Consider the following 24,718-nt stretch of genomic DNA (forward strand, 5'->3'; position numbering starts at 1 on the left):
TACGCAAGGTTGAATTCGTCGGCGGTGCCGATACCCCAGCGCACGCTCGGCGCCACGCCGATACGGTTGGTTTCCGGCCCTTCGCGTCCCGGCTCGCCGGTGGTGTACATCGCATTTACGCGCACCGCGGCCTCATCGCCGATGCGCTGGTTCACGTCGGCGGTGATGCGTTGATAGTTGTCGAACCCCAGCGTGCCCGACAGCCGCGTCTGGTCCATCAGATAGGCCTGCTTGCTGACCTGGTTGATCACGCCGCCGGTGGTGCCGCGGCCGAACAGCATCGAAGCGCCGCCCTTGAGCACCTCGACGCGATCGTTGTTGAACAGGTCGCGGTTGTACTGGCCGACATCCTTCATGCCATCGATGTAGATGTCATTCACCGCCGAGAAGCCGCGGATGTTCATGTTGTCGCCAATGCGGCCGCCCTCGCCGGCGTTGAAGGTGATGCCGGCGACGTTCGACAGCGCCTCGCGCATCGTGTCCTGCCCGCGATCGCGGGTCAGCTGTTCCGGCACCGCGGTGTAGGTGTTCGGAATGTCGCGCGGCAACTGCTTCGATTTGCCGATCGTCGTCGCGCCCGGCTGGTAGGTCTGGCGTGGTGCATCCTGCACTTCACGCGTGGCCTCGACCGGCACTTCCTTCAGCGTGCTCTCGGCCGCCTCGTTGCTGCTCTGCGCATGAGCGCCCTGCGCCGCGAGCAAGCTCGCTGCGATCAACGACGCAACCGGTTTCTTTCGACTCTTGATGCTCACAAGTGACTCCGTGGGGTTGGGGTGGCGCTTCCGCACTTAGCGGCGGATTGCGTCGGGTTTCGTGACGAACTGGATGCGGGTCAGCCCCGCCTGGGCCGCGTCGGCGATCAGCTTCGCGACGTCGCCGTAGGGCACGGTTTCATCCGCCAGCAACTGGATCTCGCTGTCCGGCTTGTCGCGGCCGAGCGTCGTCAGCCGCTCTGCAAGGGCCTCGCGGGTGATCGGCTCGCCGTTCCAGTGCGCCTGGCGCGCGGCATCGATCGCGATGCGAAGCGGATCGGGTGGCGTCTGCATCGGTGCGGCGCTGGCGCGCGGCAGTTGCAGCTTCACCGCCTGCGACACCGAGGCGGTGACCATGAAGATCACCAGCAACACCAGCATCACGTCGATCAGCGGCACCATGTTGATTTCGGCGCGCGGCGCGCCGACGTCGGATTCAAAGCTCCCGAATGCCATGGCGGGCGACCTCAGGCCACCTGGCCGCGCGTGCGCGCCGCCAGGCTCATCACACGCTCGCCGGTCTGGCGCGCATCCTGGCTGCCAAGATCGGTCTTCACACCGGTCGACAGGAAGGCGAACACGTCGTACGCAAACGCGTTGAGCTGCGAGAGCGTCTTCGCGTTCTCACGCGCGATCAGGTTGTAGGCCAGCGCCGCCGGAATCGCGACTGCCAGACCCACGCCGGTCATGATCAGCGCCTCGCCGACCGGGCCGGCGACGGCCTCCAGCGTGTTGGTGCCGGCTGCGCTGATCGCGGACAGCGCGTGGTAGATGCCCCACACGGTGCCAAACAGACCGACGAAGGGCGCGATCGACGCGACCGAGGCGAGGAAGGTCAGGCCGTTCTCAAGCCGGGTGCGGTCCTGCTCGATCGCACGGCGCAGCGCGCGGGTCAGGAATTCATCCGGGCTCGCCGACGCGATCACGCCGGCAACCTCACGGCCGCGGGTGCGCAGCGTATCGACGGCATTGAAGCCGTGATGCACCAGATGCGAGAACGGGTCGGTCACGCCACGGCCGCGCAACCACTGCGCGATCTCCTCGATCGATGCGGCCCGCCAGAAGTGGGTCAGGAAACCGCGGCTCGCACGGCGCTGGCGGACACCACTCACCAGGCGCATGAGGATCAGCGTCCAGCTGCCGATGCTGGCCGCCAGCAGGATCACGAAGGTGCCGCGAATCACGCCGTCGGCATGCGCGATCAGGGGGCTGAGGTTGGCGAGGGCTTCCAAGATAGGCTCCAGTCGAGATGGGCGACGGCCGATGTGTCCGGCGTCGCGGGTCAATGCAGGATGAAAGGAATGGGCACCAGCACCCATTCCGCGATCGCCTCGCTACCGCGGCGGGCGGGTACGAACTTCCAGCGGCGCACCGCTTGCAGCGCCGCCTCGTCGAGCCGGCTGAAGCCGCTGCTGCGCTGCAGCTCGACCTGGCTCGCGACGCCGCTCGGCTCCACCCGAACGCGCAGCACGACACGGCCTTGCTCGCCAAGCCGGCGCGACAACGAGGGGTAATCGGGGCGCGGGTTCTGCAGGTAGTCGGCGTCGAAGCGCGGCGCGCTGACCGGCGCCGGCTCCGCGCTCGCCTCGCCGCCAGCGGGTGGCGCCGCGGGCGCGGCCGCCGGCACAGCCGGCGCATCGTTGCTTGCCGCGCTGCTGGCCGGTGCGCTGACGACGGTCTCACGCACCGGGCGCGGTTGCGGCTGGCTCGTTGGCCGCGTGCTCGCCTGCGGCAGGGGCTTCGGCGGCGTGACCGGCGCTGGCTCCGCCTGCGGGGCGGGCGCATCGGCGACCGACACCGACATCGACGCGATACGCGGCGTCGTCACCGACGACGTACGCGTCGCCATGAACGCCCACAGCACCAGCGCATGGGCGAGGATCGCGACGATCGGTATGCAGAAACGGTGCATCGGCACCGACAGGGCAAATTGCATGGTGGGGGCTCGAAAACGCAGGTGCCGGTCACGGCGTGACGCACTTGTTAACGCGAATTATTCGCATTTGTAGTTCATAGGTCAAGCCAGATTCACCGAAACACGCGCTTCGGCGCCCCCCAATCGGCCCGATGCACACCCGCGAAATGGCTGATCGGCCCTGCCTTGACACGCCGCAAGGCCCCCCCGCCGATGCCGGCTTACCCTCGCCCGGCTTATTTCTGGAGGGGTGTTTTGCGTAAACCCGAACTCGTTTGTCCGGCCGGCAGCCTGCCTTCGATGAAGGCCGCAATCGATCACGGTGCCGACGCCGTCTACATGGGCCTGAAGGACGCCACCAACGCGCGCAACTTCGCCGGCCTGAATTTCGATGCGGCCGCAGCGCGTGAAGGCATCCGCTACGCGCACGCCAAGGGCCGCAAGGTGCTCATGGCGATCAACACCTTCCCGCAGGCGGGCCAGTCCGCCACCTGGCGGCGCGCGGTAGATACCGCAGCGGACTGGGGTGTCGACGCAGTGATCCTGGCTGACGCGGCGCTGCTGGACTACGCCGCGAAGACCCACCCGAACCTGCGCCGCCATCTGTCGGTGCAGGGCTCGGCAACCAACTACGAAGCGATCAACCTGTGCCGCGACCTGTTCGGCATCGAACGCGCTGTGCTGCCCCGCGTGCTGACAGTGCCGCAGGTCGAGCATGTGATCCAGCACACCGAAGTCGAGATCGAAGTGTTCGGTTTCGGCAGCCTGTGCGTCATGGTGGAAGGGCGTTGCCTGCTCTCCAGCTATGCGACCGGCGAGTCGCCCAACACCGCCGGTGTGTGTTCGCCGGCCAAGGCGGTGCGCTGGGCGCAAACGCCTCAGGGCATGGAATCGCGCCTATCGGGCATCCTCATCGACCGCTACGGCAACGACGAACCGGCCGGCTACCCGACGCTGTGCAAGGGCCGCTTCGAGGTCAATGACGAGACCTACTACGCGCTTGAGGAACCCACCTCGCTCAACGTCGTGGCGATGCTGCCCGACCTGATGAAGATCGGTGTCTCGGCGATCAAGGTCGAAGGCCGCCAGCGCAGCCCCGCCTACGTCGCCGAGGTCACCAAGACGCTGCGCGCGGCGATCGACGCCGCCGTCAGCGAAGGCGCGCGCTACCACGTCAAACCCGCCTGGCAAGCCGGGCTCGGCAAGCTCGCCGAAGGTCAGCAGCAAACCCTGGGCGCCTACAGCCGCCCATGGAAATGAGTCGCCCGATGAAGCTCTCTCTTGGTCCCCTGCTTTACTTCTGGCCGCGCGATACCGTGATGGCCTTCTATGCCGAAGCGGCCACGTGGCCGGTCGATACGATCCACCTTGGCGAAGTCGTCTGCAGCCGCCGCCAACAGATGCGCCTGAGCGACTGGCTCGGCCTCGCCAAGGATCTCGCCGCCGCGGGCAAGGAAGTCGTGCTGTCCTCGCAGGCACTGCTGGAATCGGAATCCGAGCTCAAGACGCTGCGCAAGCTGGCGGAGAACGGCGAATTCCTCGTCGAAGCGAACGACCTCGGTGCGGTGAACTGCCTGCGCGGCAAGGGCCCCTTCGTGGCCGGCCCACATCTGAACATCTACAACGCCGATACGCTGGCGCTGTATGCCGGGCTCGGCGCGACGCGCTGGGTGCCGCCGGTAGAGATGGGCCGCGAGCGCCTCGCCACGGTGCTGGAAGGCAAGCCGGCCGGCATCGAGACCGAGCTCTTCGCCTGGGGCCGCCTGCCACTGGCCTATTCTGCCCGCTGTTTCACCGCGCGCCATTTCAACCTGCGCAAGGACGACTGCGAGTTCCGCTGCCTCGAATTCCCGGACGGCCTGCAGCTCGACACCCGCGAAGGCCAGCCCTTCCTCGCGATCAACGGCATCCAGACGCAGTCGGCCGCCAGCCACTCCTTGCTCGGCCACTTGGCCGAAGTCCAGGCGCTCGGTGTCGAACGCCTGCGCATCAGCCCTCAGGCCCAACACACGGCGGAACTCGTCGCGCGCTTCCGCGCCGAACTGGCCGGTCAGGCAGCCGCCGATGCGGCCCCGCTGGCGCCCACGGCCACCTGCGACGGCTACTGGCGCGGCGTGCCTGGAATCGAACTGGAGAAAAACGATGTCCTTGCCTGATTTCACCCTGCCGAGCCCGCTGGCTGCGATTGCGCGCCGCCTGCCCGAGCGCCCTGCCGCGTTCGCCTTCACGACCGCGCTGAACCTCGCCAAACGTGCGGGTAAGCTCGCCGGCGACTGGGAGTTCCTCGAAGGCCGCACGGTGCGCATCGAAATTGAGGATCTCGGCAGCGGCGTGACCTTCACCGCCGCCGCCGGCCGCTTCCATCCGGTCGGCAACGAACCGGAAGTGCGTTTCGCCGCGCGCGCCGCGGACTACCTGAAGATCGCGCTGCGTGAGGAAGACCCGGACACCCTGTTCTTCCAGCGCCGCCTGAAGATCGAAGGCGACACCGAGCTGGGCCTCGAACTGAAGAACCACCTCGACGCACTCGAACTGCCCGCCTTCCTGGATCGCTTGCGGCCACATTGACGGCGGCCTGAAGAAGCGGCGGGGCCGACACCTCGCCGCACGAAGCAGCGGCAGCGACCGAGACGACCTGCCTGTCCGGCTGCAGCCGCGGGCCCCCCGAAACGGGGCCATGCGTCCTCGCAGCCGCCAACCCCGATCTTCAAGTGCCGCGCCAACACCCCTCCGTGCTTGGCCGATCGGCCGCGCGGCCAGTCGCGGCGAGGCTTGCAGCGCGATGTCATACGCCCGGTGACGTGACGCACTTCACCGACGACGCAGGCGATAAGCGGCACTCTCCGGTCAGGCACGATGCGCCCGGCACCCGCCGGCGGGTGCCCGTACGCCGGCCCGCGCGCCGGCCCGAACGCGGCGCAGGCCGCAGGAAGGCAAGTCGCCCATGTGCCAGCTGCTTGGCATGAACTGCAATACGCCGACGGACATCTGCTTCTCGTTCACCGGCTTCCAGGCGCGCGGCGGTCTCACCGACCAGCATCGCGACGGTTGGGGCATTGCGTTCTACGATGGCTGCGGCGTGCGCGTCTTCCTTGATGCCCAGGCAACCATCGATTCACCGATCGCCGCGCTGGTGCGCAGCTACCCGATCCACTCGAAGAACGTCATCGCGCACATCCGCAAAGCCACGCGCGGTGCGGTCGGGCTGGAGAACACCCACCCCTTCCAGCGCGAGTTGTGGGGGCGCTACTGGATCTTTGCGCACAACGGCCATCTGCGCGACTTCACGCCACGCTTCGATGGCGGCTATCAGCCGGTCGGCGCGACCGACAGCGAGCGGGCGTTCTGCCACATCCTGCAGTCGCTGCGCGCATGCTTTCCGGGTGGCGAGCCGGCACCCGACGCACTGTATGAGGCACTGCGCGGGCTAGCGGCGGAGATCGGCGCACATGGCGAATTCAACTTCCTGCTCTCCGACGGGCGCCGCCTGTACGCGCACTGCGCATCGCGGCTCACCTTTATCGTGCGGCAGGCACCATTCGGTGTCGCGCACCTCAAGGATCAGGACCTCAGTGTCGATTTCAAAGAAGTGACGACGCCGCACGATCGCGTGGCGATCATTGCGACGACGCCGCTAACGGACGATGAACCCTGGCAATCGGTGCCACGCGGCACACTGCTTGCATTCAAGGACGGCATGCCCGAACACTTTGAAGACATGAGCACCGGCGTCGGCTGCGAACCGGGCGCCAGCCTGGAGGCCGCATGAGCACCATGGCCTGCGAGCTGTGCAACGTAGCAGGCGGCGAAGTGCTGTGGCAGGACGCACGCTGCCGCGTGATCCGCGTCGCCGACGAACACTATCCGGCGTTCTGCCGCGTCGTGTGGCACGCGCATGTGGCTGAAATGACCGATCTGGAAGATCAGGACCGTGCGCATCTGATGGCGGTGGTGTGGGCCACCGAGCGCGTGCTTCGCGATGCGATGCAGCCCGCGAAGATCAACCTGGCGAGCTTCGGAAACATGGTGCCGCATGTGCATTGGCATGTGATTCCGCGCTTTGCCGATGACCGGCACTTTCCGCAATCGGTGTGGGGCACGCCGCAGCGCGATGGGGTCGCTCATGCGGGGCCAACGTCAGCTGCGCTGCAGGCGGCCCTGATGGACATACTCGGGTGCGGCACACAGGCCGCACCCCTAAGATAACGACAAGCAGGTAATGCAGCGCCGTCTCCGACGGCACCGAGAGGAAGAGACCATGGCCATCGCGACCGAAAACCGGCCCGATTTCAGCAACCCGGACGCCTGCCTGGCGTGGCTTGCCAGCCTGAACCCGACCAACCTGCACGAGACCCACGAATTGCTGGCCGCCATGCTCGGCAGCCTGCAGGAACGGCCGCCGCTACCGGCGCAGCATCTGCAGGTGCTCGAAGCGGCGCGTAGCGCCGTCGAATTCGTGCAGACGGAACTCGCACGCCGGTACGCGGCGCGCCCGCTGCCACCGGTCAGCCAGGAAGACGAAACGCTGCGCATCGTCGTCGAGCTGTGGCAACAGATGCTGCGCGGCTACACGCTGATCGCGCAGCGCAGCGCACTGGACCCGGCCTTCATCGACCGCCGGCCGATGCTCGCACAGCGGCGCATCCACTACCACGGCAGCCTGATCCTCGAATACTTCCGCGCACGCCGGGAAGTGCCGGCCGGCATGTGGGCAGAGTTGCACCGGCTCTACGGCGCCGCCGAGGACTGGAACGTGGCTACCGTGCGCGTTGGCGAGCCGCTCAATGAAACCTGGCGCGCGCAGAGCTGCGCCGAGGCCTACATCGCGATCCTGCTGGTCGACGCCGCCAACCCTTACGGCCGCACACCGCGCGAGTTCACCTGGATTCTGCGTTGGGCGCAGCGCTTTGCGCCGCACTGCACGATTCACACCGACGTCGCCGTGGAAGAGAAATCCGCCTACGCGATCGACCTCGCGCAAGACTTCGGCCTGCGCCCGATTGCCGTGGCAACCCCGGGCAAAACCTTGCGCCGCGTCGACAGCCAGCGCCTCGCAGCGCATATCCAGGCCGTCGTCGCCCAGTTCAAACGCGGCGCGTCGCCAGCCTCGCTGGGCCTCGGTGAAGACTGTGTGCAACCGGCCTGCGCGCGCCTGCTGGTCTCCTTGTACCGCCCCTGGGGCCTCGCTGCTGCAGGTCGCCGCTTTGCGCGCAAGAACACCAACGGCGCGATCCAGATCGCGACCGACCTGCCTTCGATCGGCTACTTCGTCTCCGGCCGGCCCTTTGAACAGCCTTCCGACGTGCGCGCCGGCACCTTCCGCGACACGATGTCGGTGTACACGATCGGAGAGCAGGTCGAGTCAGCCGACCGCAGCGAAGGCGAGCTTTACGCCCGCGCCGCGCAACTGGGCCTGATACTCGAACACTGGGAAATCGCGGACCAGTCGTTGCAGGGTTTCCGCATTGCGCGCCACACTTCGGGCTCGCGCGTCGACCACCGGCAACTGGTGGCTTTGCGCCCGTCCGACGGCGAGAACTTCCTGCTCGCCGAGATCAGCTGGTTGATGTATCGCAGCAACGGCCAGTTGCTCGCTGGCGTGTCACTGATGGCCGGCGTACCGGTGATGGCCGGTGCGCGCATCCGCAACGCCAATGGCGCCGGGCTACGCGAGAACTACCACCAGGCCTTCATCCTGCCGGCGGTGCCAGCGCTGAAGTCCGAATCCAGTCTGGTGCTGCCGGCTGGCTGGTATCAGGCGGACCGGCTGATCGATGTGCACGCCGAAAAGCCCTTCACCGCCCGCATCATCAAGCTGATCACGCGCGGCACCACCTTCGACCGCGTCAGTTTCGAGCGCCTGCCGGGCTGAAGCCTGCGCCTACAGCACCGGCCGGGCGACGCGCTCGGCCGGAAAGACCGCCGCAAAGGTAGAACCCACGGCCGGCGTCGATTCGATCTGCAGGTTCGCCTGATGGCGGCTGAGTGCGTGTTTGACGATCGCCAGCCCGAGGCCGGTGCCACCACTCTCGCGCGAGCGGCCACGATCGACACGGTAGAAGCGTTCGGTTAGGCGCGGCAGGTGATGCGGCTCAATACCAAGCCCGGTATCGGTCACGGCGAAGCGTGCACCGCCGCCTGCCGCCACATTCCAGCGCAGGCGCACTTCGCCACCTTCAGGTGTGTAGCGCACCGCATTCGATACGAGGTTCAGCAAGGCGCTGTGCAACTCCTTGCGCGAACCGCGCAGGCCGACCGGGCCATCAAGTTCCAGTGTGATGCGGTGACGTCCGGACGACAGCGCAAGCGCCTCATTCAGGATGGTCTCCAACAAGGGCGCCATCTCGACCGTCTCGTCGTAGGAAGCCGCTGCACTGGTTTCCAGCGCCGCCAGTTCCAGCAGATCCTCCACCAGATGCTGCATACGGCCCGCCTGTTCGGAGGCCAGCCGCAGATAGCGACGGGCCTCCTCAGGCGGCAACTCGTCGAGCATCTCGTCCAGCGTTTCGAGAAAACCCGACACCACGGTCAGCGGCGTCTTGAGCTCGTGCGACACGTTAGCCACGAAGTCGCGACGCATGGTCTCGAGCTTTTCGAACTGCGTCACGTCGCGCGACAGCACCATGCTCTGCTCTTCGCCGAAGGGCACGATCTGGATCGACAGCACCATGCCAGCGTGCCGGGCGAGGCGGCAGGTCAGCGGTTCGGCGGTGCGCTCGCCAGTCAGGTAAGCCACGAAGTCGGGCTGGCGAACCAGATTGGTGATCGGCTTGCCGGTGTCGCGTTCGCCGTCGAGCCCGAAGTGCACCTCGGCGGCCGGGTTGATCCACTCGATGAAGTTCTCCGCCGACAGCAGGATCACGCCGGAGGGCATCGCCGATGTGGCCTCGCGGAAACGGGCGAGAGCCTGTGCGAGTCGGTCGCGCTGATTGAGGCTGCGGCGTGCATGGCGCGACAGATCGGCGAACACGTAATCCCACACGCCGAAGGCCTGCGGCAAGGGTGTGCCGATCGGCTCGCGCGTCCACAGCACGAGCTTTTTCAGGCTGCGCAGATGGTAGAAAAACAGCGCACCCAGCAGGGCGACGAATACCAGCAATGCAGCCGTGGCACCGAACAGCGGCCAGCAGGCAAGCGCGACCACCACAAAGGCGATCAACGCCCCGCCAAAACCGCCCCAGACATAACGCGCTGGCCGCATCTTTCGCCTTATTCGCTCGTCAGCGCAACGTCGGAGGAGAAGCGGTAGCCCGCGCCCCGCACCGTCTGGATCAGGCTATCGTGCTGCGTCGGCTCCAGCGCGCAGCGCAGGCGGCGAATGTGCACATCCACCGTGCGCTCTTCGACGAACACATGGTCACCCCATACCTGATCAAGCAATTGGGCGCGCGAGTGCACCCGCTCCGGGTGGGTCATCAGGAAGTGCAGAAGGCGGAATTCGGTCGGGCCCAGCGCCAGCGGCGTCGGCCCCGCGCTGACGCGGTGCGTGGCAGGGTCGAGGCGCAGGCCACCCAGTTCCACCGCGTCGTCCGTCACCTGCGGCGCACGGCGGCGCAGCAGCGCCTTGATGCGCGCCACCAGCTCGCGCGGCGAGAAGGGCTTGGTGATGTAGTCGTCGGCGCCGATCTCCAGCCCGGCGATCTTGTCCGCCTCGTCGGAGCGCGCGGTCAACATGATGATCGGGATCGCGCGGGTGCGCTCCTCGGCGCGCAAACGCTTCGCAAGTTCGATGCCCGAGATGCCGGGCAGCATCCAGTCGAGCAGCACAAGGTCGGGCAGGGCATCGCGCACGATACGCTGGGCCGTCTCGGCATCAGCGGCGCGCACCACGGTGTGGCCGGCACGGGTGAGGTTGGCGGCGATAAGTTCCTGGATCGCGGGCTCGTCTTCAACGAGCAGGATATTGGCTGGCATGGTCTGACTCCGGTCGCCTCGGGGTAGAGGGTTCGGCGACGAGTCTATTGCGTTCACTTGAACGATTTATGACACGTCACGTTATTGAAACACACCCGTCGCCGCGCTGACGTCCGGGCGACACATGACGCCAGGGTGACAGACAGCATCCGGGGGCCGTCGCAGCATCGGGTTGCGCGATCCTGCGCGACCCGCACGGTGTCGTCCGATGACCGAACACTTTGATGCGCTTGAAACACGCGCGCCCGCCGAACGCGAAGCCGCCCTGATGGCACGACTGCCAGCGCAGATCGCATTGGCACAGGCACGTGCGAGCGCCTACGCCCACAGTCTGCAAGGCATCGACGCTGCGACGATCACGTCGCGCGCGGCGCTCGCCACATTGCCGGTGGTGCGCAAAGGCGAGCTGCTGGCGCAGCAACTGCAACAGCCCCCCTTTGGCGGTTTCGCCACCGTCGGATGGGGCCCTGATTGTGCGCGGGTGTTCGCATCGCCGGGTCCGATCCACGAGCCGGAAGCGCCACAGCGCGACTACTGGCGCATGGCGCGCGCCCTGCACGCCGCAGGCTTCAGACGGGGCATGCTGGTGCACAACAGTTTTTCGTACCACTTCACGCCGGCGGGCTCGATGCTCGAGTCCGGCGCGCACGCGCTGGGCTGCACCGTGTTCCCGGCCGGCACCGGACAGACAGAACTTCAGCTGCAGGCACTGGCGACCTTGCGCCCTCAGGCCTATGTCGGCACGCCATCCTTCCTGCGCATCCTGCTCGAACGCGCTGCCGAGAGCGGCCAAGCCTGTGAGAGCCTGCGCCACGCGGCGGTGTCCGGCGAAGCGTTTCCGTCCAGCCTGCGCGATGCACTGGCAGCGCAGGGCATCGACGCCTATCAGATCTACGCCACGGCCGATCTCGGTGTGATTGCCTATGAAACGGCGGCACGTGCGGGACTCGTCGTGGACGAGGAGCTCATCGTCGAACTCGTGCATCCTGGTAGCGGCGACCCCGTGCCTGACGGCGAAGTCGGCGAAGTGGTGGTGACGAATTTCAACCCGACTTACCCGCTGATCCGCTACGGCACGGGCGATCTGTCGCGGGTGTTGCCTGGATCGAGCCCCTGCGGGCGGACGAACATGCGACTGGCTGGCTGGCTCGGACGCGCCGACCAGGCCGCCAAGGTGCGCGGCATGTTCGTGCATCCGGGGCAGATTGCCGCAATCCTGCGACGCTTCGGTGAAATCAGCCGCGCGCGACTGGTCATCGACAACCCGGATGGCAAGGACCGCATGGTGCTGCATTGCGAAGCAGGCGAGCCCACCAACGGCCTTGAAGGCGCGGTGACGGATGCCTTGCGGGAATCAACCAAGCTGCGCGCGGAGGTGCGCTGGCAAACCCCCGGCACGCTGCCGAACGACGGCAAGCTCATCGAAGACCTGCGGCACTACAACTGAGGCCGCGCCGACACGGCGCCGCCCCAAGCAAAGCTCAGGTCGGCAGTTTGCGGGGCTTGTGCTTGGCCTTCGCGAAGACGCGGTCGAACAGCCAGTTCGGCGCCATCGCGAGGATGCGGGCGACGATACCCATCTGCCACGGGATGACTGTATAGCTGGTGCCGCGCTCGATCGCGCGGGCAAACCGCTGCGCCGCCACGTCGGCATCGAGGATGAACGGCATCTTGTACGGATTGACCGCGGTCAGCGGCGTGCGGATGTAGCCGGGCGCAATCGTCACGACCTGCACACCACTCGCACGCATCTCGACCCGCAGGGCTTCGAGGTACTTCACGGCGGCTGCCTTCGAGGCGCTGTACGCGCTGCCACCGGGCAACCCGCGCACACCGGCCACCGACGCGATGCCGACAAGCCGGCCGGCGCCCCGTTCGCGCATCGCAGCAACGAAGGGGTGGAAGGTGGCGAACATGCCCAGCACGTTGGTGCGCAGCACCGCTTCGAACACATCGAGATCTTCGGCATGCTCGGTCAGGACCCCGACCGAGATGCCTGCATTCGCGATCACGACATCGGGCAGGCCGTGGCGCGCAATGAACGCATCAGCCGCCGCCTTCATCGCCGGCAGATCGGCGACGTCGGCCGAGAGGGCCATGTGGCCCTCGCCGGGTAGCGATGCGATCAGCGCGGCAAGTTTGTCGGCGCCACGCGCCACCAGCCCCAGCACGGCGCCCTGCGCAGCGTAATGCTTCGCGAGCGCCTCACCGATGCCACTCGATGCGCCGGTGAGGAAAACCCGCTGCCGCGCGGTGCCGCTCACTTGCGGCCGCGCTCGCTACGGGCTCGCGCGATCAGCTGGTTGACCACCGCGAGCGTACCTTCGAGCGAATTGGTCATGCTCGGCGCGGTCATGTACTTGCCGTCCACCGCCAGCGTCGGCACGCCCTGGATCTGATACGACGCGGCCACCTGCGTGGCGCGCTGCAGCTTGCTGGCAACCGAGAAGGAGCGGAAGTTCTCGTTGAACTTGGCAACGTTGACGCTGTTCTTCTGCAGCCAGGCGTTGCGCGCAGCTTCGTCTTCCAGGTTCACGCGGTCGTTGTGGATGGCCGAGAAAGTCAGCATCGACATCCGCTCCGTCTCACCCATCAGCTCATAGGTCAGGTACATCTTCGCCAGCACCGTCCAGGCATCGCGATTGAAGGTGATCGGGATGCGACGGAACTGCACATCCTTGGGCAGCTGCTTGAGCCAGGCTTCAAGCACCGGCTCGAGCTCATGACAGTGCGGGCAACCGTAGGAGAAGAACTCCAGCACCTCGATGCGATCACCGCTCTCGGTCGGCCGCGCCGGGTTGATGACGCGGAAATCCTTGCCCGCCTGCAGCGCCTTCTGCGCAAAGGCGCGGGAGGACATAGCCGCTACGGCGGCGAGCGAAACGATCTGCTTGAAGAGGTCACGACGATTCATGCGTTGGGGCTCCGATAATGGGTTCAGTGACCCGACTGCGTGGCGGCAGGGGTCGATGCTTTGACCTTGACCACGTTCGATTCGATCCCGGCCTGCGCCAACTGCGCACGCGCGGCGTTCATGTCTTCAGGTTTTGCGTACGGGCCGATGCGCACGCGATGCAGCGTGCCCTTGTCGCCAGCCTCGACGCGCTGCACGCTCGCTTCGACCCCCATCAGCGCCAGCCGCGCCTTGAGGTTATCGACCTCGGAGGGGTCGGCAAACGCGCCGAGTTGCAGATAGAAACGCTCGGCCGATTCGGCCTGTGCCGCAGGCTTGGCATTCTGGGCCGGCGGCAGCGCGGCCTGATCGCCCTTGGGCAGGATGTCGTAGAAATCGAACTTCTTGTCGCCGTCCGGCGCCGACTGCGCCGCCGGTTGTGCCGGTGCGGTAGCGGCCTGCTCTGCAGGTTTCTCGACCGGCTTGTCGCCCGGCTTGCCAGGCAACGCGATTGGCGCGCCGCCGATGCTCTGCGCCGCCTCGGGTTTGCTGCCCGCCTTCTGGAAGTCGTACGGCCGCGAGAAGTACCAGGCGAGCGCGGCTGCAATCAATACACCGATGATGAGACCGACAAAGACGCCGATCAGGGTACTGCCCTGGCTGCTGTTACGCGCGGGCTGGGGACGCGGTTTCTGGGCGCGGCTCATCGTGAATGCACGGTTGACGGATAACGGGCAAGTATAGCGTGCTGCCCGTTGCGTTGCGCCGGAGCCCCTGCGGCTTTGTCCAGCGGGGCTTTGCCGGTAGAGTTTCGCATTCGTCCGGCTGCATCGTGCAGCCGGCCCGCAGCCCGCTGTTCCACCATACAGAATCGCCCGTGCGCCTGTTCCGCCTGATCAAGATCGTGCATGTCAGCCTGCGTTTCGGGCTGGACCGGATCGTCCTCGACAGTACTTCCGAACGTTTGTCGGCCTGGGCCGGCCGGCTGCTGTTCTGGCGCGACCTTTCTGCGCCGCGCGCGGTGCGGCTGCGTGAAGCGCTCGAATCGCTCGGGCCGATCTTCGTCAAGTTCGGTCAGGTGCTCTCCACGCGGCGCGACCTGATCCCGCCCGACATCGCCGACGAACTGGCGAAGCTGCAGGATCGCGTACCGCCCTTCCCAACCGAACAGGCACTGGCCGTGATCGAGGCCGAGTACGGCCGTTCGGTGGATCAGGTGTTCAAGCGTTTCGATCGCAAGCCGATCGCCTCGGCGTCCATCGCGCAGGTGCACTTCGCCGAGCTGCACGACGGCACGGAAGTGGCCCTAAAAGTGGTACGGCCAGGTATCGAGCGCGTGATCGAGCATGACCTGGGGCTGCTCGAAGCGGCTGCCTACCTGATCGAGCGGGTGTGGGTGGATGGCCGACGGCTCAAACCACGCGAGGTGGTGGCGGAGTTCGCCAAGCATCTGCGTGACGAGCTGGATCTGATGCGCGAAGCCGCCAACTGCTCGCAACTGCGGCGCAACTTCAAGGGCTCGCCGTTGCTGGTGGTGCCCGAGGTGTATTGGGATTACTGCTCGTCGCGCGTGATGGTGATGCAGCGCATGGTCGGCACGCCGATTTCGCAGTTGGATCGCCTGCGCGAGCAAGGCGTGAACCTGCCTGCGCTGTCGCGTGCCGGCGTGGAAATCTTCTTTACGCAGGTGTTCCGTGATGGCTTCTTTCACGCCGACATGCACCCGGGCAACATCTTCGTGTCGGCCACCGGCAAATACATCGCGCTCGACTTCGGCATCATGGGCACGCTGGAAGAGCGGGACAAACAGTACTTGGCGCAGAACTTCATCGCCTTCTTCCGCCGCGACTACAAGCGCGTTGCCCAGGCGCATGTGGACGCAGGCTGGGTGCCGGCCGGCACCCGAGTCGATGAGTTCGAGAGCGCGATCCGCGCCGTGTGCGAGCCGATCTTCGACAAGCCGCTCAAGGACATCTCCTTCGGCAAGACGCTACTGCGGCTTTTCCAGACCGCACGCCGCTTCCAGATGGAGGTGCAGCCGCAACTTGTGCTGCTGCAGAAGACCCTGCTCAACATCGAAGGTCTCGGCCGCGAACTCGATCCGGAACTGGATCTGTGGAAGACCGCCAAGCCCTTCCTCGAACGCTGGATGAACGAGCAGATCGGCTGGCGCGCCTTCGTCCGCCACGTCGAGGAAGAGGCGCCGAACTGGGCAATGTACTTCCCGCAGTTGCCGCGCTTGGTCCATCAGGCGCTGCAACACGAAGACCGCGATGCGCTGCGTGAATCGCTGGCCCAGATCGAGCGCCAGCAGGTACGCACCGCAACCTGGTTGCGCGTGCTCGGGTTCGCTGCGCTGGTGCTGGCCGCGGTCGAGGTCTGGCACCTCTGGCACGGCTGAATTCCGGCCGTTTGGCGGTGCAAAAAAACGGGAAATACTCAATCGCATCAGGGCTATAATCGCGCCCGATCGATTGCGCCGGCGTCATCCGTAACACCGGCTCAGGCTGTCGAGTAGGGCCTCCGGCGTTGCCGGGGGCTTTTTACTGGCCTCGCGCACCCGCCGGGTGCGCCGCATCCCTCTCCCTGACCATGCTGCTGAGCTTTGTCATTGCCTACTGGCTGATCTCCATCGGAATCGGCCTCTACGCCGCGCTGCGGGTACACAACAGCCGCGACTACGCAGTCGCCGGCCGCAGCCTGCCGATGTACATCGTCACCGCGACGGTGTTCGCCACCTGGTTCGGCTCTGAGACCGTGCTGGGCATTCCCGCGACCTTCCTGAAGGAAGGCCTACATGGCGTGGTGGCCGACCCCTTCGGCTCTTCGCTGTGCCTGATCCTGGTCGGCCTGTTCTTCGCCAAACCGCTGTACCGCCTGAACTTGCTGACGATTGGCGACTATTACCGCCAACGCTTCGGCCGCACGGTCGAGATCATCACGACGATCTGTATCGTGATCTCGTATCTGGGCTGGGTCGCGGCGCAGATCAAGGCGCTCGGGCTGGTGTTCAACGTGCTGTCGGACGGCGGCATCTCGCAGGAGATGGGCATGGTGCTCGGCGCCGGTTCGGTGCTGATCTACACGCTGTTCGGCGGCATGTGGTCGGTAGCGATCACGGACTTCATCCAGATGATCGTGATCGTGATCGGCCTGCTCTTCATTGGCTGGGAAGTGTCGGATCAGGTCGGCGGCGTCGGCGTGGTGGTCAACCACGCCCTGGAACACGGCAAGTTCAACTTCCTGCCGGAACCGACCATGTCGGCAATCGTGCCCTTCATGGCGGCCTGGATGACGATGATGCTGGGCTCGATCCCGCAACAGGATGTCTTCCAACGCGTGCAGTCCTCCGCCAACGAGAAGATCGCCGTGCGCGCGTCGGTACTTGGCGGCTCGCTGTACTTCGTATTCGCCTTCGTGCCGATGTTCCTCGCCTATTCGGCAACGCTGATCGCGCCGGATCTGGTCGCCAAGTACATCGACAGCGATTCGCAGCTGATCCTGCCCGAACTGGTGCTGCAGAAAGCGCCGCTGTTCGCGCAGATCATGTTCTTCGGCGCGCTGCTGTCGGCGATCAAGAGCTGCGCCTCGGCAACCCTGCTGGCGCCATCGGTGACGTTCTCCGAGAACCTGCTGCGGCCGCTCATCACCGCATGGCGCCCGAACCTCACCGACCATCAATTCCTGCGCATCATGCAGGCCGTGGTGCTGGTGTTCACTGCGAGCGTTACCTACATCGCCATGAATTCCAAGCTGTCGATCTACGGCCTGGTGGAGAACGCCTACAAGGTGACCTTCGTAGCCGCCTTCGTACCGCTTGTCACCGGCCTTTACTGGAAGCGCGCCACCAACCAGGGCGCGATCGCATCGATGGTGCTGGGTTTGATGTCCTGGCTGGCCTGTGAGGCGATGGCCGCGATGCCGACGCCCCCAGAATGGATCGCCACCTGGCCGCCACAGTTCGTCGGCTTTCTGGTCGCGATCTTCGCGATGGTGCTGTTCTCGCTGCTGCCGCAAAAGATCCGCAACAGTGGCGTACTGGTTGGCCACAGCGGCCCGGTCGGCTATCACCCGGCTGCCGGACACGGCCCTCACCACGGTAGCGAGCCCGCTGCGCATCCGCACCACGGTGCTGCACGCCCACCCCATCCGCAGCCCTGAGTTCGCAAGGCTCGCCAAACAAGGGGGTCGCCTCCCGCCCGGGGAGCGACCCCTTGTTGCATTTTTGGGGTGCCAGGCGAGCCGTGCTACCGTTGTGAACGAGCCGCCGCATTGGCGCAGGACACCGGTTTGCCATCCACTCCACGCAATCATCTTCCGCGCGATCTCGCCATCGCCGTCACGCTGCTGACGACGTATGCCTGCCTGCATCCATTCTCGGGCTGGCATTCGATCGGCGTCGGGCCGTTCGACTTTCTCGCCGCCCCGTGGCCCCGCTACTTCACCGGGCTCGACATCGGCCTGAACGTGCTTGGCTTTGCACCGATCGGCTTCGCGTGGGGCACCGTGTTGTCGCGTGGCATGCCGCCGGGTCGCCGGGTGTTGGTCGTGTGGATCGCGGCAACACTGCTGAGCCTGACGATCGAGACAATCCAGAACTACCTGCCGACACGCGTCGCAAGCAATCTCGACCTTTTCGCCAACAGCATCGGCGGCCTGCTTGGCGCGATCCTCGCACTGCGCTTCGGGCGCATCTTCGATGACAACGGTGCGCTGGCACACTGGCGCGAGCGCCGCATCCTGCCGGGCCGCACCGGCGGCTTCGGCCTGCTGGTGGTCGGCCTGTGGTGGGTGTCGCTGCTGAATCCGAGCAGCTACCTGTTCGCAAACGGTGACCTGCGCAACCTGATCGACCTGACCCCCAGTTACGCGCTGACCGGCCACGGTTTCCTGCGCGTGGAGCTTGCGCTCACGGCCGCGAATACGGTGGCGATCGGCTTGCTGGCAAGGCACGCGATGCGCTCGCCCTCGCTGCTGCTGGCGACGACCGTGCTGCTGGCCGGCATTGGCGTGAAGACGCTGGCCAGCTCGCTGTTCCTGGTGCCTGCGCAACCCTGGCACTGGGCCACACCGGGCGGGCTACGCGGGCTCGCGATCGGTATCGCCTTGCTGGCATTGTTCTGGCGAGCCAGCGTGCATACTCGCCACACCTTGATCGGCCTCGCACTGATGACCGCAACCGCGCTGGTCAACCTCGCCCCCGACAACCCCTACTGGGATGCCATGACCCGCATCCGCCAGCAAGGCCATGTGTTGAATTTCCACGGCCTGACCGAGCTGGTCGGCAGCTTCTGGCCCTTCTTTGCGCTGCTGTGGCTGAGCTTCGGCACGCGGCGCGCGGAGAAGGTGCAATGAGCGCGTTCGCCGAAGCCCTGATCACATGGCAGCAACAGCATGGCCGTCACGATCTACCCTGGCAGGCAAATCGCGACGCCTACCGCGTGTGGCTATCCGAAATCATGCTGCAGCAGACGCAGGTAGACACGGTGATCCCGTACTACCAGCGTTTCCTCGCGCGCTTTCCCGATCTGGCCTCACTCGCGGCCGCGCCGGTCGACGACGTATTGGCGCTCTGGAGCGGACTCGGCTACTACGCGAGGGCGCGCAACCTGCACGCCGCCGCGCAGCAGGTCGTACGCTTGCATGGCGGCCGTTTCCCGACATCCGCAGCCGAAATCGCCGAGTTGCCCGGCATCGGCCGCTCCACCGCCGCAGCCATTGCAGCATTCTGTTTTGGCGAACGAGCCGCGATTCTCGATGGCAATGTAAAGCGGGTGCTCGCTCGGCACTTCGGCATCGAAGGCTTTCCCGGCGTACGCGCGGTAGAGCAATCGATGTGGGCGCTCGCCGAATCGCTGTTGCCCGCGCAGGGCGTGGATACCTACACCCAGTCGCTGATGGATCTGGGCGCCACGGTGTGCACGCGCAGCCGCCCTCGCTGCGCCGAATGCCCGGTTACGAACAGCTGCGTGGCACGTCAGCAGGGCCGCCAAGCGGAACTCCCGACACCCCGCCCGACGCGCGTGGTGCCCGAACGGCAAAGTCGGGTGCTGATTGCCTGCAACGGCGGTGCGGTACTGCTGCAGAAGCGGCCGGCGCACGGCATCTGGGGTGGCCTTTATGCACTGCCCGAAATTCCGGATGAGCTCGATGCCGAAGCCCATGCGCTGACACTCGGGTTACGCGTGGTCGGCGTGGCCAAAGCCCTGCCGCCGCTGCGGCACGCCTTCACCCACTTCCGCCTGACGCTTGAGGCGTTAGTGCTGGATGTGGTGGGCGAAGGTGTGCGCGACCCGGCCTGGCGCTGGGCCAGCCAACAGGAATGGGATTCGCTTGGCCTGCCAACGCCGGTCCGGCGCCTGCTCGACAGCCTCTGAGAGTGCGCCGCTCAGGCGTCCTGCTTGAGCAAGCCGCGCTGTACAAGAAACTGTTGGATGATGGTGAGCCGCATCAGCGGGTCCTCGAGTTCCAGCAACTTCTGTTTGGCCTTCACCGGTATCGGCAGGATCTCGGTATAGCGGTAGCCGACCCAGGCTGCGTCGTCGAAGCGGTGCGGCGCCGGAATCGCGGTGTCACCCGCATCCGCGACGACGGCCTGCAACAAGGGCAGGGTGTCGGCGAGGGTTTCCGGCGGCGCCTGTACCGCGGGCTCCGGCATCCATTCGACCACTGCACGCAAGAGACCATCAGGCTGGGCGACCGCATGCGCAATGCGGAAACGACGCTCGCCGGTCACGACGATCTGCAGGATGCCGGGCTGATCCATATCCCACTCGACGATGCGCGCGCTCGTGCCGACTTGTGCGGGTGTGGCCGGCGCGCCGACTTCCTGACCCTCTTCGATCAGACACACGCCGAAGCTGCTGCCATCCCGGATGCACGCCTTGACCATGTCCATGTAGCGCACTTCAAACACTTTGAGCGGCAAACGCGCTTCAGGAACCAGTACGGTATGCAAGGGAAACAATGGGAGTTCGGCGGGCATTTCAGGCATCGGATCGGTCTCGCTGGGCGAGCGAAACGCGCGCCGTGTGAAGTGGTGGAAGTGTGCCATGTTTTACTGCACGCACCCGACTCAGGCGCACGCAATCTCTGTGCCATAATCGTTTCCACAGAATCGAGGAAACCCCATGGACGACAACAAGGCGAAAGCACTTCAGGCCGCGCTGGCCCAGATCGAGAAGCAGTTCGGCAAGGGCTCCATCATGCGGATGGGCGACGGCGAGGTGGAGTCGGACATCCAGGCGGTGTCGACTGGCTCCCTCGGGCTGGACATTGCATTGGGCATCGGCGGCCTGCCGCGCGGCCGCGTGATCGAAATCTACGGCCCGGAATCCTCCGGCAAAACCACGCTGACGCTGCAGGCGATTGCCGAAATGCAGAAGATGGGCGGCGTGGCGGCCTTCATCGACGCCGAGCACGCGCTCGACGTGTCCTACGCGCAGAAGCTTGGCGTGAATGTTGGCGACCTGCTGATCTCGCAGCCGGATACCGGCGAGCAGGCGCTCGAAATCGCTGACATGCTGGTCCGCTCGGGTGGTGTCGACATCCTGGTCATCGACTCGGTTGCTGCGCTGACGCCGAAGGCCGAAATCGAGGGCGAGATGGGCGACCAGCTGCCCGGCCTGCAGGCCCGCCTGATGTCGCAGGCACTGCGCAAGCTGACCGGCAACATCAAGCGCACCAACACGATGGTCATCTTCATCAACCAGATCCGCATGAAGATCGGCGTGATGTTCGGCAACCCGGAAACCACGACCGGCGGTAACGCGCTGAAGTTCTACGCCTCAGTGCGTCTGGACATCCGCCGTACCGGCACGATCAAGAAGGGCGACGAGGTGATCGGCTCGGAGACCAAGGTCAAGGTCGTCAAGAACAAGGTCTCGCCACCGTTCAAGGAAGCGCACTTCGACATCCTCTACGGCGAAGGCATCTCGCGTGAAGGCGAGATCATCGACATGGGTGTCGAGCAACGCTTCGTCGACAAGAGCGGCGCTTGGTACGCCTATAACGGCGAGAAGATCGGGCAAGGCAAGGACAATGCGCGCGAGTTCCTGCGCTCGCATCCTGAGACTGCACGCGAAATCGAGAACAAGATCCGCGTTCAGTTGGGCCTGCCCGAGCTGCCGGCCGGGGAAGCTGCCGCGGCCTGAACGGGCCACGAAGACAAGCGATGAGCAGCGACGAGCTGAAAGCCCGCGCGCTGCGCACGCTGGCGCAGCGCGAGCACAGCCGGGCCGAATTGGCGCGCAAGCTCGCGGCGCATGGCGAGCCGGAAGCGGTCGAAGCGGTGCTTGAACGGATGAGCGAACTGGGCCTGCTGTCCGACGCCCGCTTCGCCGAAAGTTATGTGCGCAGCCGCGCCGGCAGGCTGGGCCAGCGACGCATCCAGCACGAGCTCGCACAGCGCGGCGTGGATCAGGACACGATCAGCGACGCGCTAGCGAGCGAGTTGGGCGAAACAGAGCTGGAACGCGCCCGGGCCATATGGGCACGCAAGTTTGGCAATGTGCCGGGCGATGCAAAGGAATGGGCGCGCCAGGCGCGCTTTCTGACCGCCCGCGGATTCTCCGCGGAGGTCGTGAGAAAAGTGTTGAAAGAGCCGTTCGATGAGTCTGCTTAAGGTAGGCGGTCTATCCAAGCGCTACAAGGCGCGCACCGTCGTGCGCGATGTTGGCTTCGAAGTCGGCAGCGGTGAGGTCGTCGGCCTGCTCGGCCCCAACGGTGCCGGCAAGACGACCTGCTTCTACATGATCGTCGGCCTGGTCCGCGCCGATGGCGGCAATATCATCCTTGACGACAAGGAGATCACCCACCTGCCGATCCACAAGCGGGCGCATCTGGGCTTGTCCTACCTGCCGCAGGAAAACTCGGTCTTCCGCAAATTGACGGTCGCCGAGAACATCCTCGCGGTGCTCGAACTGCAGAAGCTGCCAAAGGATCAGCTCACGGCCCGGCTCGACCAGCTGCTGGGCGAACTGGGCATCACGCACCTGCGCGACGCCACCGCGATGTCGCTGTCGGGGGGCGAGCGCCGCCGCGTTGAAATCGCACGCGCGCTGGCCACCAACCCGCAGGTGATCCTGCTCGACGAGCCCTTTGCCGGCGTCGACCCGATCGCCGTGATCGACATCCAGAAGATCATCCGCTTCCTGAAGGATCGCAACATCGGCGTGCTGATCACCGACCACAACGTGCGCGAGACGCTGGGTATCTGCGATCGCGCCTACATCATCACCGAAGGGGTGGTGCTCGCCAGCGGCCGCCCTGACGAAATCGTCCAGAACGACAAGGTTCGCGAGGTCTACCTCGGCGAACATTTCCGACTCTGATCGCGCAACCCCTACGATGAAGCCCTCGCTCCAGCTCCGTATCTCCCAGCAGCTCGCGCTGACCCCGCAGCTGCAACAGTCGATCAAGCTGCTGCAGCTATCGACCCTGGAGCTCAACAGCGAAATCGAGCGCATGCTGCTCGAGAACCCGTTGCTCGAACGCGAAGACGCGGAATCGGACCCGGAATCCTGGGGCCAGTCCGCCACCACCCCGAGCGGCGACGAACGCACCGACACCGCCAACGATGTCGCCGCGGAGGCAGCGGAGACCTCACCCGAACCGAGCGAACCGAGCTTTGACGATGCCGGCAGCTACGACGACGGCCCCACCGAGTGGTCCGGCGAAGGCGGCGGCAGTGGCAGCGGTAGTCGCGACGAGGACGACGAGACGGACTTCCAGGAATTCCGCGCGGCGCAGACCAGCCTGCGCGACCACCTGGATGAACAAGTCGCCCTGATGCCGCTGTCGGACCGCGATCGCGCGCTGCTGCGCTTCATGATCGAAGCGCTCGACGACGATGGCTACCTCACCCAGCCGCTCGAAGAACTGCTCGAACTGCTGCCACCCGAATTCGAAGTCGACGTCGACGAGTTGCAGATCGCGTTGGCGCATCTGCAGAACCTTGACCCCACCGGTATCGGCGCCCGTTCGCCGGGCGAATGCCTGAAGCTTCAGTTGCGTTTGCTACCCGAGAGCACAGCGCGCGATGCGGCGATGGTGATCGTCGAACAGCATTTGGAGCTGCTTGCCGCGCGGGACTTCGTGCGCCTGAAGCGGCATCTGGGTTGCAGCGACGAGACCCTGCGCGAAGCGCATCAGCTCGTCTGCAGCCTCGATCCACGCCCCGGTGCACGGTTTGCCGCAATCGAGACGCGTTATGTGATCCCGGATGTGATCGTGCGCAAGGTACGCGGCCACTGGAGTGCGACACTGAACCCGGACGCAATGCCCAAGCTGCGGATCAACCAGCTCTACGCCGGCATCCTGCAGCAGCACCGTGGCTCGGCCGGATCACTGGCCGGGCAGTTGCAGGAGGCGCGCTGGATGATCAAGAACGTACAGCAACGCTTTGACACGATCCTGCGGGTCTCCCAGGCAATCGTTGACCGCCAGCGGCAGTTCTTCGATTATGGGGACGTGGCAATGCGCCCGCTGACGCTGCGCGAAATCGCAGAGCAGCTTGATCTGCATGAATCGACGATCTCGCGGGTGACCACACAGAAGTACATGGCCACGCCAAGAGGTATCCTTGAACTGAAGTATTTTTTCGGCAGCCACGTCGCCACGGATTCTGGCGGCGCGTGTTCAGCTACGGCGATTCGTGCGCTGATTCGCCAGCTGGTCGCGGCAGAGGATCGCAAAAAACCGCTTTCCGATGCGCGGATTGCCGAGCTTCTCGGCCAGCAGGGGATAGTCGTTGCGCGACGTACCATCGCAAAGTACCGCGAGTCGCTCAACATCCCGCCGGTCAGCCAGCGCAAGATGATCTGAGAGGATAAATCATGAACCTGAACATCACCGGACACCATCTCGAAGTTACCGCCGCCCTTCGCGACTACGTAACGTCGAAACTGGATCGCGTGATTCGCCACTTCGATCATGTCACCAGCGTGAACGTGATCCTGTCGGTGGATAAGCTGAAGCAAAAGGCGGAAGTGACGGTACATGTACGCGGCAAGGACATTTTCGTCGAGAGCATCGAGGAAGATCTGTATGCCGCAATCGACGCCATGACGGACAAACTGGACAGGCAGGTTCTCAAGCACAAGGAAAAGTCCTACGATCACGGCCACGAGGCGCACAAGCGCCAGTCTGCAGAATCGTAATCACGGTCGCTCTAGTGAATCCCGGCGCGTAAGCTTGCGGAAAGCCCCCGCGCCGAACATGAGCTGACCCCGGATCTGCGCGCCT

The 24,718-nt window shown here is 65.4% G+C and carries 25 protein-coding genes and 1 pseudogene; 16 read left to right on the top strand and 10 right to left on the bottom strand.

Translation table 11 applies throughout. From position 1 onward, the window contains the following. The 4 genes from ACE3P0_RS06305 to ACE3P0_RS06320 form a co-directional block, all read right to left on the bottom strand. Positions 1 to 752, bottom strand: a 752-nt coding sequence (locus ACE3P0_RS06305) for a TonB-dependent receptor (RefSeq protein ID WP_374400990.1), incomplete at its 3' end; no start/stop codon positions are given. A gap of 36 nt (positions 753 to 788) precedes the next feature. Next, on the bottom strand, positions 789 to 1,208 hold the full coding sequence (locus ACE3P0_RS06310; protein WP_374400992.1) for an ExbD/TolR family protein: 420 nt from the start codon (positions 1,206 to 1,208) through the stop codon (positions 789 to 791). 11 nt (positions 1,209 to 1,219) lie between these two features. Further along, positions 1,220 to 1,984 carry a MotA/TolQ/ExbB proton channel family protein gene (locus ACE3P0_RS06315; RefSeq protein WP_374400994.1) on the bottom strand — a complete coding sequence of 255 codons (765 nt, stop codon included), beginning with the start codon at positions 1,982 to 1,984 and terminating at the stop codon, positions 1,220 to 1,222. Between the two features lie 50 nt (positions 1,985 to 2,034). Then, positions 2,035 to 2,688, bottom strand: a complete 654-nt coding sequence (locus ACE3P0_RS06320; protein ID WP_374400996.1) for an energy transducer TonB — start codon at positions 2,686 to 2,688, stop codon at positions 2,035 to 2,037. Between the two features lie 192 nt (positions 2,689 to 2,880). Between ACE3P0_RS06320 and ACE3P0_RS06325 the strand changes: the two genes are divergently transcribed. The 6 genes and pseudogenes from ACE3P0_RS06325 (at position 2,881) to ACE3P0_RS06350 (ending at position 8,539) form a co-directional block, all read left to right on the top strand. Further along, positions 2,881 to 3,927, top strand: a complete 1,047-nt coding sequence (locus ACE3P0_RS06325; RefSeq protein ID WP_374400998.1) for a peptidase U32 family protein — start codon at positions 2,881 to 2,883, stop codon at positions 3,925 to 3,927. A gap of 8 nt (positions 3,928 to 3,935) precedes the next feature. Beyond that, positions 3,936 to 4,823 carry a U32 family peptidase gene (locus tag ACE3P0_RS06330; RefSeq protein ID WP_374401000.1) on the top strand — a complete coding sequence of 296 codons (888 nt, stop codon included), beginning with the start codon at positions 3,936 to 3,938 and terminating at the stop codon, positions 4,821 to 4,823. After that, positions 4,810 to 5,214, top strand: a pseudogene (locus tag ACE3P0_RS06335) (SCP2 domain-containing protein); the annotation flags it as partial. The gene ACE3P0_RS06330 and the pseudogene ACE3P0_RS06335, both read left to right, overlap by 14 nt. A gap of 397 nt (positions 5,215 to 5,611) precedes the next feature. Further along, positions 5,612 to 6,436, top strand: coding sequence for a class II glutamine amidotransferase (locus tag ACE3P0_RS06340; RefSeq protein ID WP_374401002.1), 825 nt, complete (start codon positions 5,612 to 5,614; stop codon positions 6,434 to 6,436). 5 nt (positions 6,437 to 6,441) lie between these two features. Continuing rightward, on the top strand, positions 6,442 to 6,873 hold the full coding sequence (locus ACE3P0_RS06345; protein ID WP_374401220.1) for an HIT family protein: 432 nt from the start codon (positions 6,442 to 6,444) through the stop codon (positions 6,871 to 6,873). Between the two features lie 52 nt (positions 6,874 to 6,925). After that, positions 6,926 to 8,539, top strand: coding sequence for a hypothetical protein (locus tag ACE3P0_RS06350; RefSeq protein WP_374401004.1), 1,614 nt, complete (start codon positions 6,926 to 6,928; stop codon positions 8,537 to 8,539). A gap of 9 nt (positions 8,540 to 8,548) precedes the next feature. Here ACE3P0_RS06350 and phoR read toward each other — a convergent pair whose 3' ends face one another. Both phoR and phoB read right to left on the bottom strand, forming a co-directional pair. Continuing rightward, complete coding sequence (gene phoR / locus ACE3P0_RS06355) at positions 8,549 to 9,868, bottom strand: phosphate regulon sensor histidine kinase PhoR (RefSeq protein WP_374401006.1); 1,320 nt, start codon at positions 9,866 to 9,868, stop codon at positions 8,549 to 8,551. 8 nt (positions 9,869 to 9,876) lie between these two features. Next, on the bottom strand, positions 9,877 to 10,581 hold the full coding sequence (phoB, locus tag ACE3P0_RS06360) for a phosphate regulon transcriptional regulator PhoB (RefSeq protein WP_374401008.1): 705 nt from the start codon (positions 10,579 to 10,581) through the stop codon (positions 9,877 to 9,879). A gap of 208 nt (positions 10,582 to 10,789) precedes the next feature. Between phoB and ACE3P0_RS06365 the strand changes: the two genes are divergently transcribed. Next, positions 10,790 to 12,028, top strand: coding sequence for a phenylacetate--CoA ligase family protein (locus tag ACE3P0_RS06365; protein ID WP_374401010.1), 1,239 nt, complete (start codon positions 10,790 to 10,792; stop codon positions 12,026 to 12,028). A gap of 34 nt (positions 12,029 to 12,062) precedes the next feature. Here the strand turns inward: ACE3P0_RS06365 and ACE3P0_RS06370 are convergent, their stop codons facing one another. The 3 genes from ACE3P0_RS06370 to ACE3P0_RS06380 are packed head-to-tail and all read right to left on the bottom strand — an operon-like array spanning position 12,063 to position 14,181. After that, positions 12,063 to 12,845 carry an SDR family oxidoreductase gene (locus ACE3P0_RS06370; protein WP_374401012.1) on the bottom strand — a complete coding sequence of 261 codons (783 nt, stop codon included), beginning with the start codon at positions 12,843 to 12,845 and terminating at the stop codon, positions 12,063 to 12,065. Then, complete coding sequence (locus ACE3P0_RS06375) at positions 12,842 to 13,495, bottom strand: thiol:disulfide interchange protein DsbA/DsbL (RefSeq protein ID WP_374401014.1); 654 nt, start codon at positions 13,493 to 13,495, stop codon at positions 12,842 to 12,844. Before ACE3P0_RS06375 ends, ACE3P0_RS06370 begins: the two co-directional genes overlap by 4 nt. 23 nt (positions 13,496 to 13,518) lie before the next feature. Then, entirely contained in the window at positions 13,519 to 14,181 is a 663-nt protein-coding gene (locus ACE3P0_RS06380) for an SPOR domain-containing protein (RefSeq protein ID WP_374401016.1), read from the bottom strand. Positions 14,182 to 14,351: 170 nt separating this feature from the next. Between ACE3P0_RS06380 and ubiB the strand changes: the two genes are divergently transcribed. The 4 genes from ubiB (at position 14,352) to mutY (ending at position 19,851) form a co-directional block, all read left to right on the top strand. Further along, positions 14,352 to 15,875: a ubiquinone biosynthesis regulatory protein kinase UbiB gene (gene ubiB, locus ACE3P0_RS06385; protein ID WP_374401017.1), complete on the top strand. Its 1,524-nt coding sequence runs from the start codon at positions 14,352 to 14,354 to the stop codon at positions 15,873 to 15,875. A gap of 191 nt (positions 15,876 to 16,066) precedes the next feature. Next, complete coding sequence (locus ACE3P0_RS06390) at positions 16,067 to 17,635, top strand: sodium:solute symporter family protein (RefSeq protein ID WP_374401019.1); 1,569 nt, start codon at positions 16,067 to 16,069, stop codon at positions 17,633 to 17,635. Between the two features lie 111 nt (positions 17,636 to 17,746). Beyond that, positions 17,747 to 18,829 carry a VanZ family protein gene (locus ACE3P0_RS06395; protein ID WP_374401021.1) on the top strand — a complete coding sequence of 361 codons (1,083 nt, stop codon included), beginning with the start codon at positions 17,747 to 17,749 and terminating at the stop codon, positions 18,827 to 18,829. Next, positions 18,826 to 19,851, top strand: coding sequence for an A/G-specific adenine glycosylase (gene mutY / locus ACE3P0_RS06400; RefSeq protein ID WP_374401023.1), 1,026 nt, complete (start codon positions 18,826 to 18,828; stop codon positions 19,849 to 19,851). The genes ACE3P0_RS06395 and mutY overlap by 4 nt, the downstream gene beginning before the upstream one ends. Positions 19,852 to 19,862: 11 nt before the next feature. Here the strand turns inward: mutY and ACE3P0_RS06405 are convergent, their stop codons facing one another. Next, positions 19,863 to 20,528 (bottom strand): LON peptidase substrate-binding domain-containing protein, encoded by a 666-nt coding sequence (locus ACE3P0_RS06405; protein ID WP_374401025.1) that lies wholly within the window; start codon positions 20,526 to 20,528, stop codon positions 19,863 to 19,865. A gap of 76 nt (positions 20,529 to 20,604) precedes the next feature. On the opposite strand from ACE3P0_RS06405, the gene recA reads away from it, so the two are divergent. The 5 genes from recA to hpf are packed head-to-tail and all read left to right on the top strand — an operon-like array spanning position 20,605 to position 24,633. Next, complete coding sequence (gene recA, locus ACE3P0_RS06410) at positions 20,605 to 21,627, top strand: recombinase RecA (RefSeq protein ID WP_374401027.1); 1,023 nt, start codon at positions 20,605 to 20,607, stop codon at positions 21,625 to 21,627. A 20-nt stretch (positions 21,628 to 21,647) separates the two neighbouring features. After that, on the top strand, positions 21,648 to 22,097 hold the full coding sequence (gene recX / locus ACE3P0_RS06415) for a recombination regulator RecX (RefSeq protein ID WP_374401029.1): 450 nt from the start codon (positions 21,648 to 21,650) through the stop codon (positions 22,095 to 22,097). After that, complete coding sequence (gene lptB / locus ACE3P0_RS06420) at positions 22,084 to 22,806, top strand: LPS export ABC transporter ATP-binding protein (RefSeq protein ID WP_374401031.1); 723 nt, start codon at positions 22,084 to 22,086, stop codon at positions 22,804 to 22,806. Before recX ends, lptB begins: the two co-directional genes overlap by 14 nt. A gap of 16 nt (positions 22,807 to 22,822) precedes the next feature. Further along, complete coding sequence (locus ACE3P0_RS06425) at positions 22,823 to 24,298, top strand: RNA polymerase factor sigma-54 (RefSeq protein WP_374401033.1); 1,476 nt, start codon at positions 22,823 to 22,825, stop codon at positions 24,296 to 24,298. A gap of 11 nt (positions 24,299 to 24,309) precedes the next feature. Further along, positions 24,310 to 24,633, top strand: coding sequence for a ribosome hibernation-promoting factor, HPF/YfiA family (hpf, locus tag ACE3P0_RS06430; RefSeq protein WP_374401035.1), 324 nt, complete (start codon positions 24,310 to 24,312; stop codon positions 24,631 to 24,633). Positions 24,634 to 24,718: the final 85 nt, after the last annotated feature.

The organism is Niveibacterium sp. (genome assembly GCF_041909475.1).
GTDB lineage: Bacteria > Pseudomonadota > Gammaproteobacteria > Burkholderiales > Rhodocyclaceae > Niveibacterium.

Bases quoted from the DNA above. Each gene is read 5' to 3' on its own strand.
- ACE3P0_RS06310 (WP_374400992.1), bottom strand. From the start codon at position 1,208: ATGGCATTCGGGAGCTTTGAATCCGACGTCGGCGCGCCGCGCGCCGAA.
- ACE3P0_RS06320 (WP_374400996.1), bottom strand. From the start codon at position 2,688: ATGCAATTTGCCCTGTCGGTGCCGATGCACCGTTTCTGCATACCGATC.
- ACE3P0_RS06325 (WP_374400998.1), top strand. From the start codon at position 2,881: ATGCCGGCTTACCCTCGCCCGGCTTATTTCTGGAGGGGTGTTTTGCGT.
- ACE3P0_RS06330 (WP_374401000.1), top strand. From the start codon at position 3,936: ATGAAGCTCTCTCTTGGTCCCCTGCTTTACTTCTGGCCGCGCGATACC.
- ACE3P0_RS06340 (WP_374401002.1), top strand. From the start codon at position 5,612: ATGTGCCAGCTGCTTGGCATGAACTGCAATACGCCGACGGACATCTGC.
- ACE3P0_RS06345 (WP_374401220.1), top strand. From the start codon at position 6,442: ATGGCCTGCGAGCTGTGCAACGTAGCAGGCGGCGAAGTGCTGTGGCAG.
- ACE3P0_RS06350 (WP_374401004.1), top strand. From the start codon at position 6,926: ATGGCCATCGCGACCGAAAACCGGCCCGATTTCAGCAACCCGGACGCC.
- phoR (WP_374401006.1), bottom strand. From the start codon at position 9,868: ATGCGGCCAGCGCGTTATGTCTGGGGCGGTTTTGGCGGGGCGTTGATC.
- phoB (WP_374401008.1), bottom strand. From the start codon at position 10,581: ATGCCAGCCAATATCCTGCTCGTTGAAGACGAGCCCGCGATCCAGGAA.
- ACE3P0_RS06365 (WP_374401010.1), top strand. From the start codon at position 10,790: ATGACCGAACACTTTGATGCGCTTGAAACACGCGCGCCCGCCGAACGC.
- ACE3P0_RS06375 (WP_374401014.1), bottom strand. From the start codon at position 13,495: ATGAATCGTCGTGACCTCTTCAAGCAGATCGTTTCGCTCGCCGCCGTA.
- ACE3P0_RS06380 (WP_374401016.1), bottom strand. From the start codon at position 14,181: ATGAGCCGCGCCCAGAAACCGCGTCCCCAGCCCGCGCGTAACAGCAGC.
- ACE3P0_RS06390 (WP_374401019.1), top strand. From the start codon at position 16,067: ATGCTGCTGAGCTTTGTCATTGCCTACTGGCTGATCTCCATCGGAATC.
- mutY (WP_374401023.1), top strand. From the start codon at position 18,826: ATGAGCGCGTTCGCCGAAGCCCTGATCACATGGCAGCAACAGCATGGC.
- ACE3P0_RS06405 (WP_374401025.1), bottom strand. From the start codon at position 20,528: ATGGCACACTTCCACCACTTCACACGGCGCGCGTTTCGCTCGCCCAGC.
- recA (WP_374401027.1), top strand. From the start codon at position 20,605: ATGGACGACAACAAGGCGAAAGCACTTCAGGCCGCGCTGGCCCAGATC.
- recX (WP_374401029.1), top strand. From the start codon at position 21,648: ATGAGCAGCGACGAGCTGAAAGCCCGCGCGCTGCGCACGCTGGCGCAG.
- lptB (WP_374401031.1), top strand. From the start codon at position 22,084: ATGAGTCTGCTTAAGGTAGGCGGTCTATCCAAGCGCTACAAGGCGCGC.
- ACE3P0_RS06425 (WP_374401033.1), top strand. From the start codon at position 22,823: ATGAAGCCCTCGCTCCAGCTCCGTATCTCCCAGCAGCTCGCGCTGACC.
- hpf (WP_374401035.1), top strand. From the start codon at position 24,310: ATGAACCTGAACATCACCGGACACCATCTCGAAGTTACCGCCGCCCTT.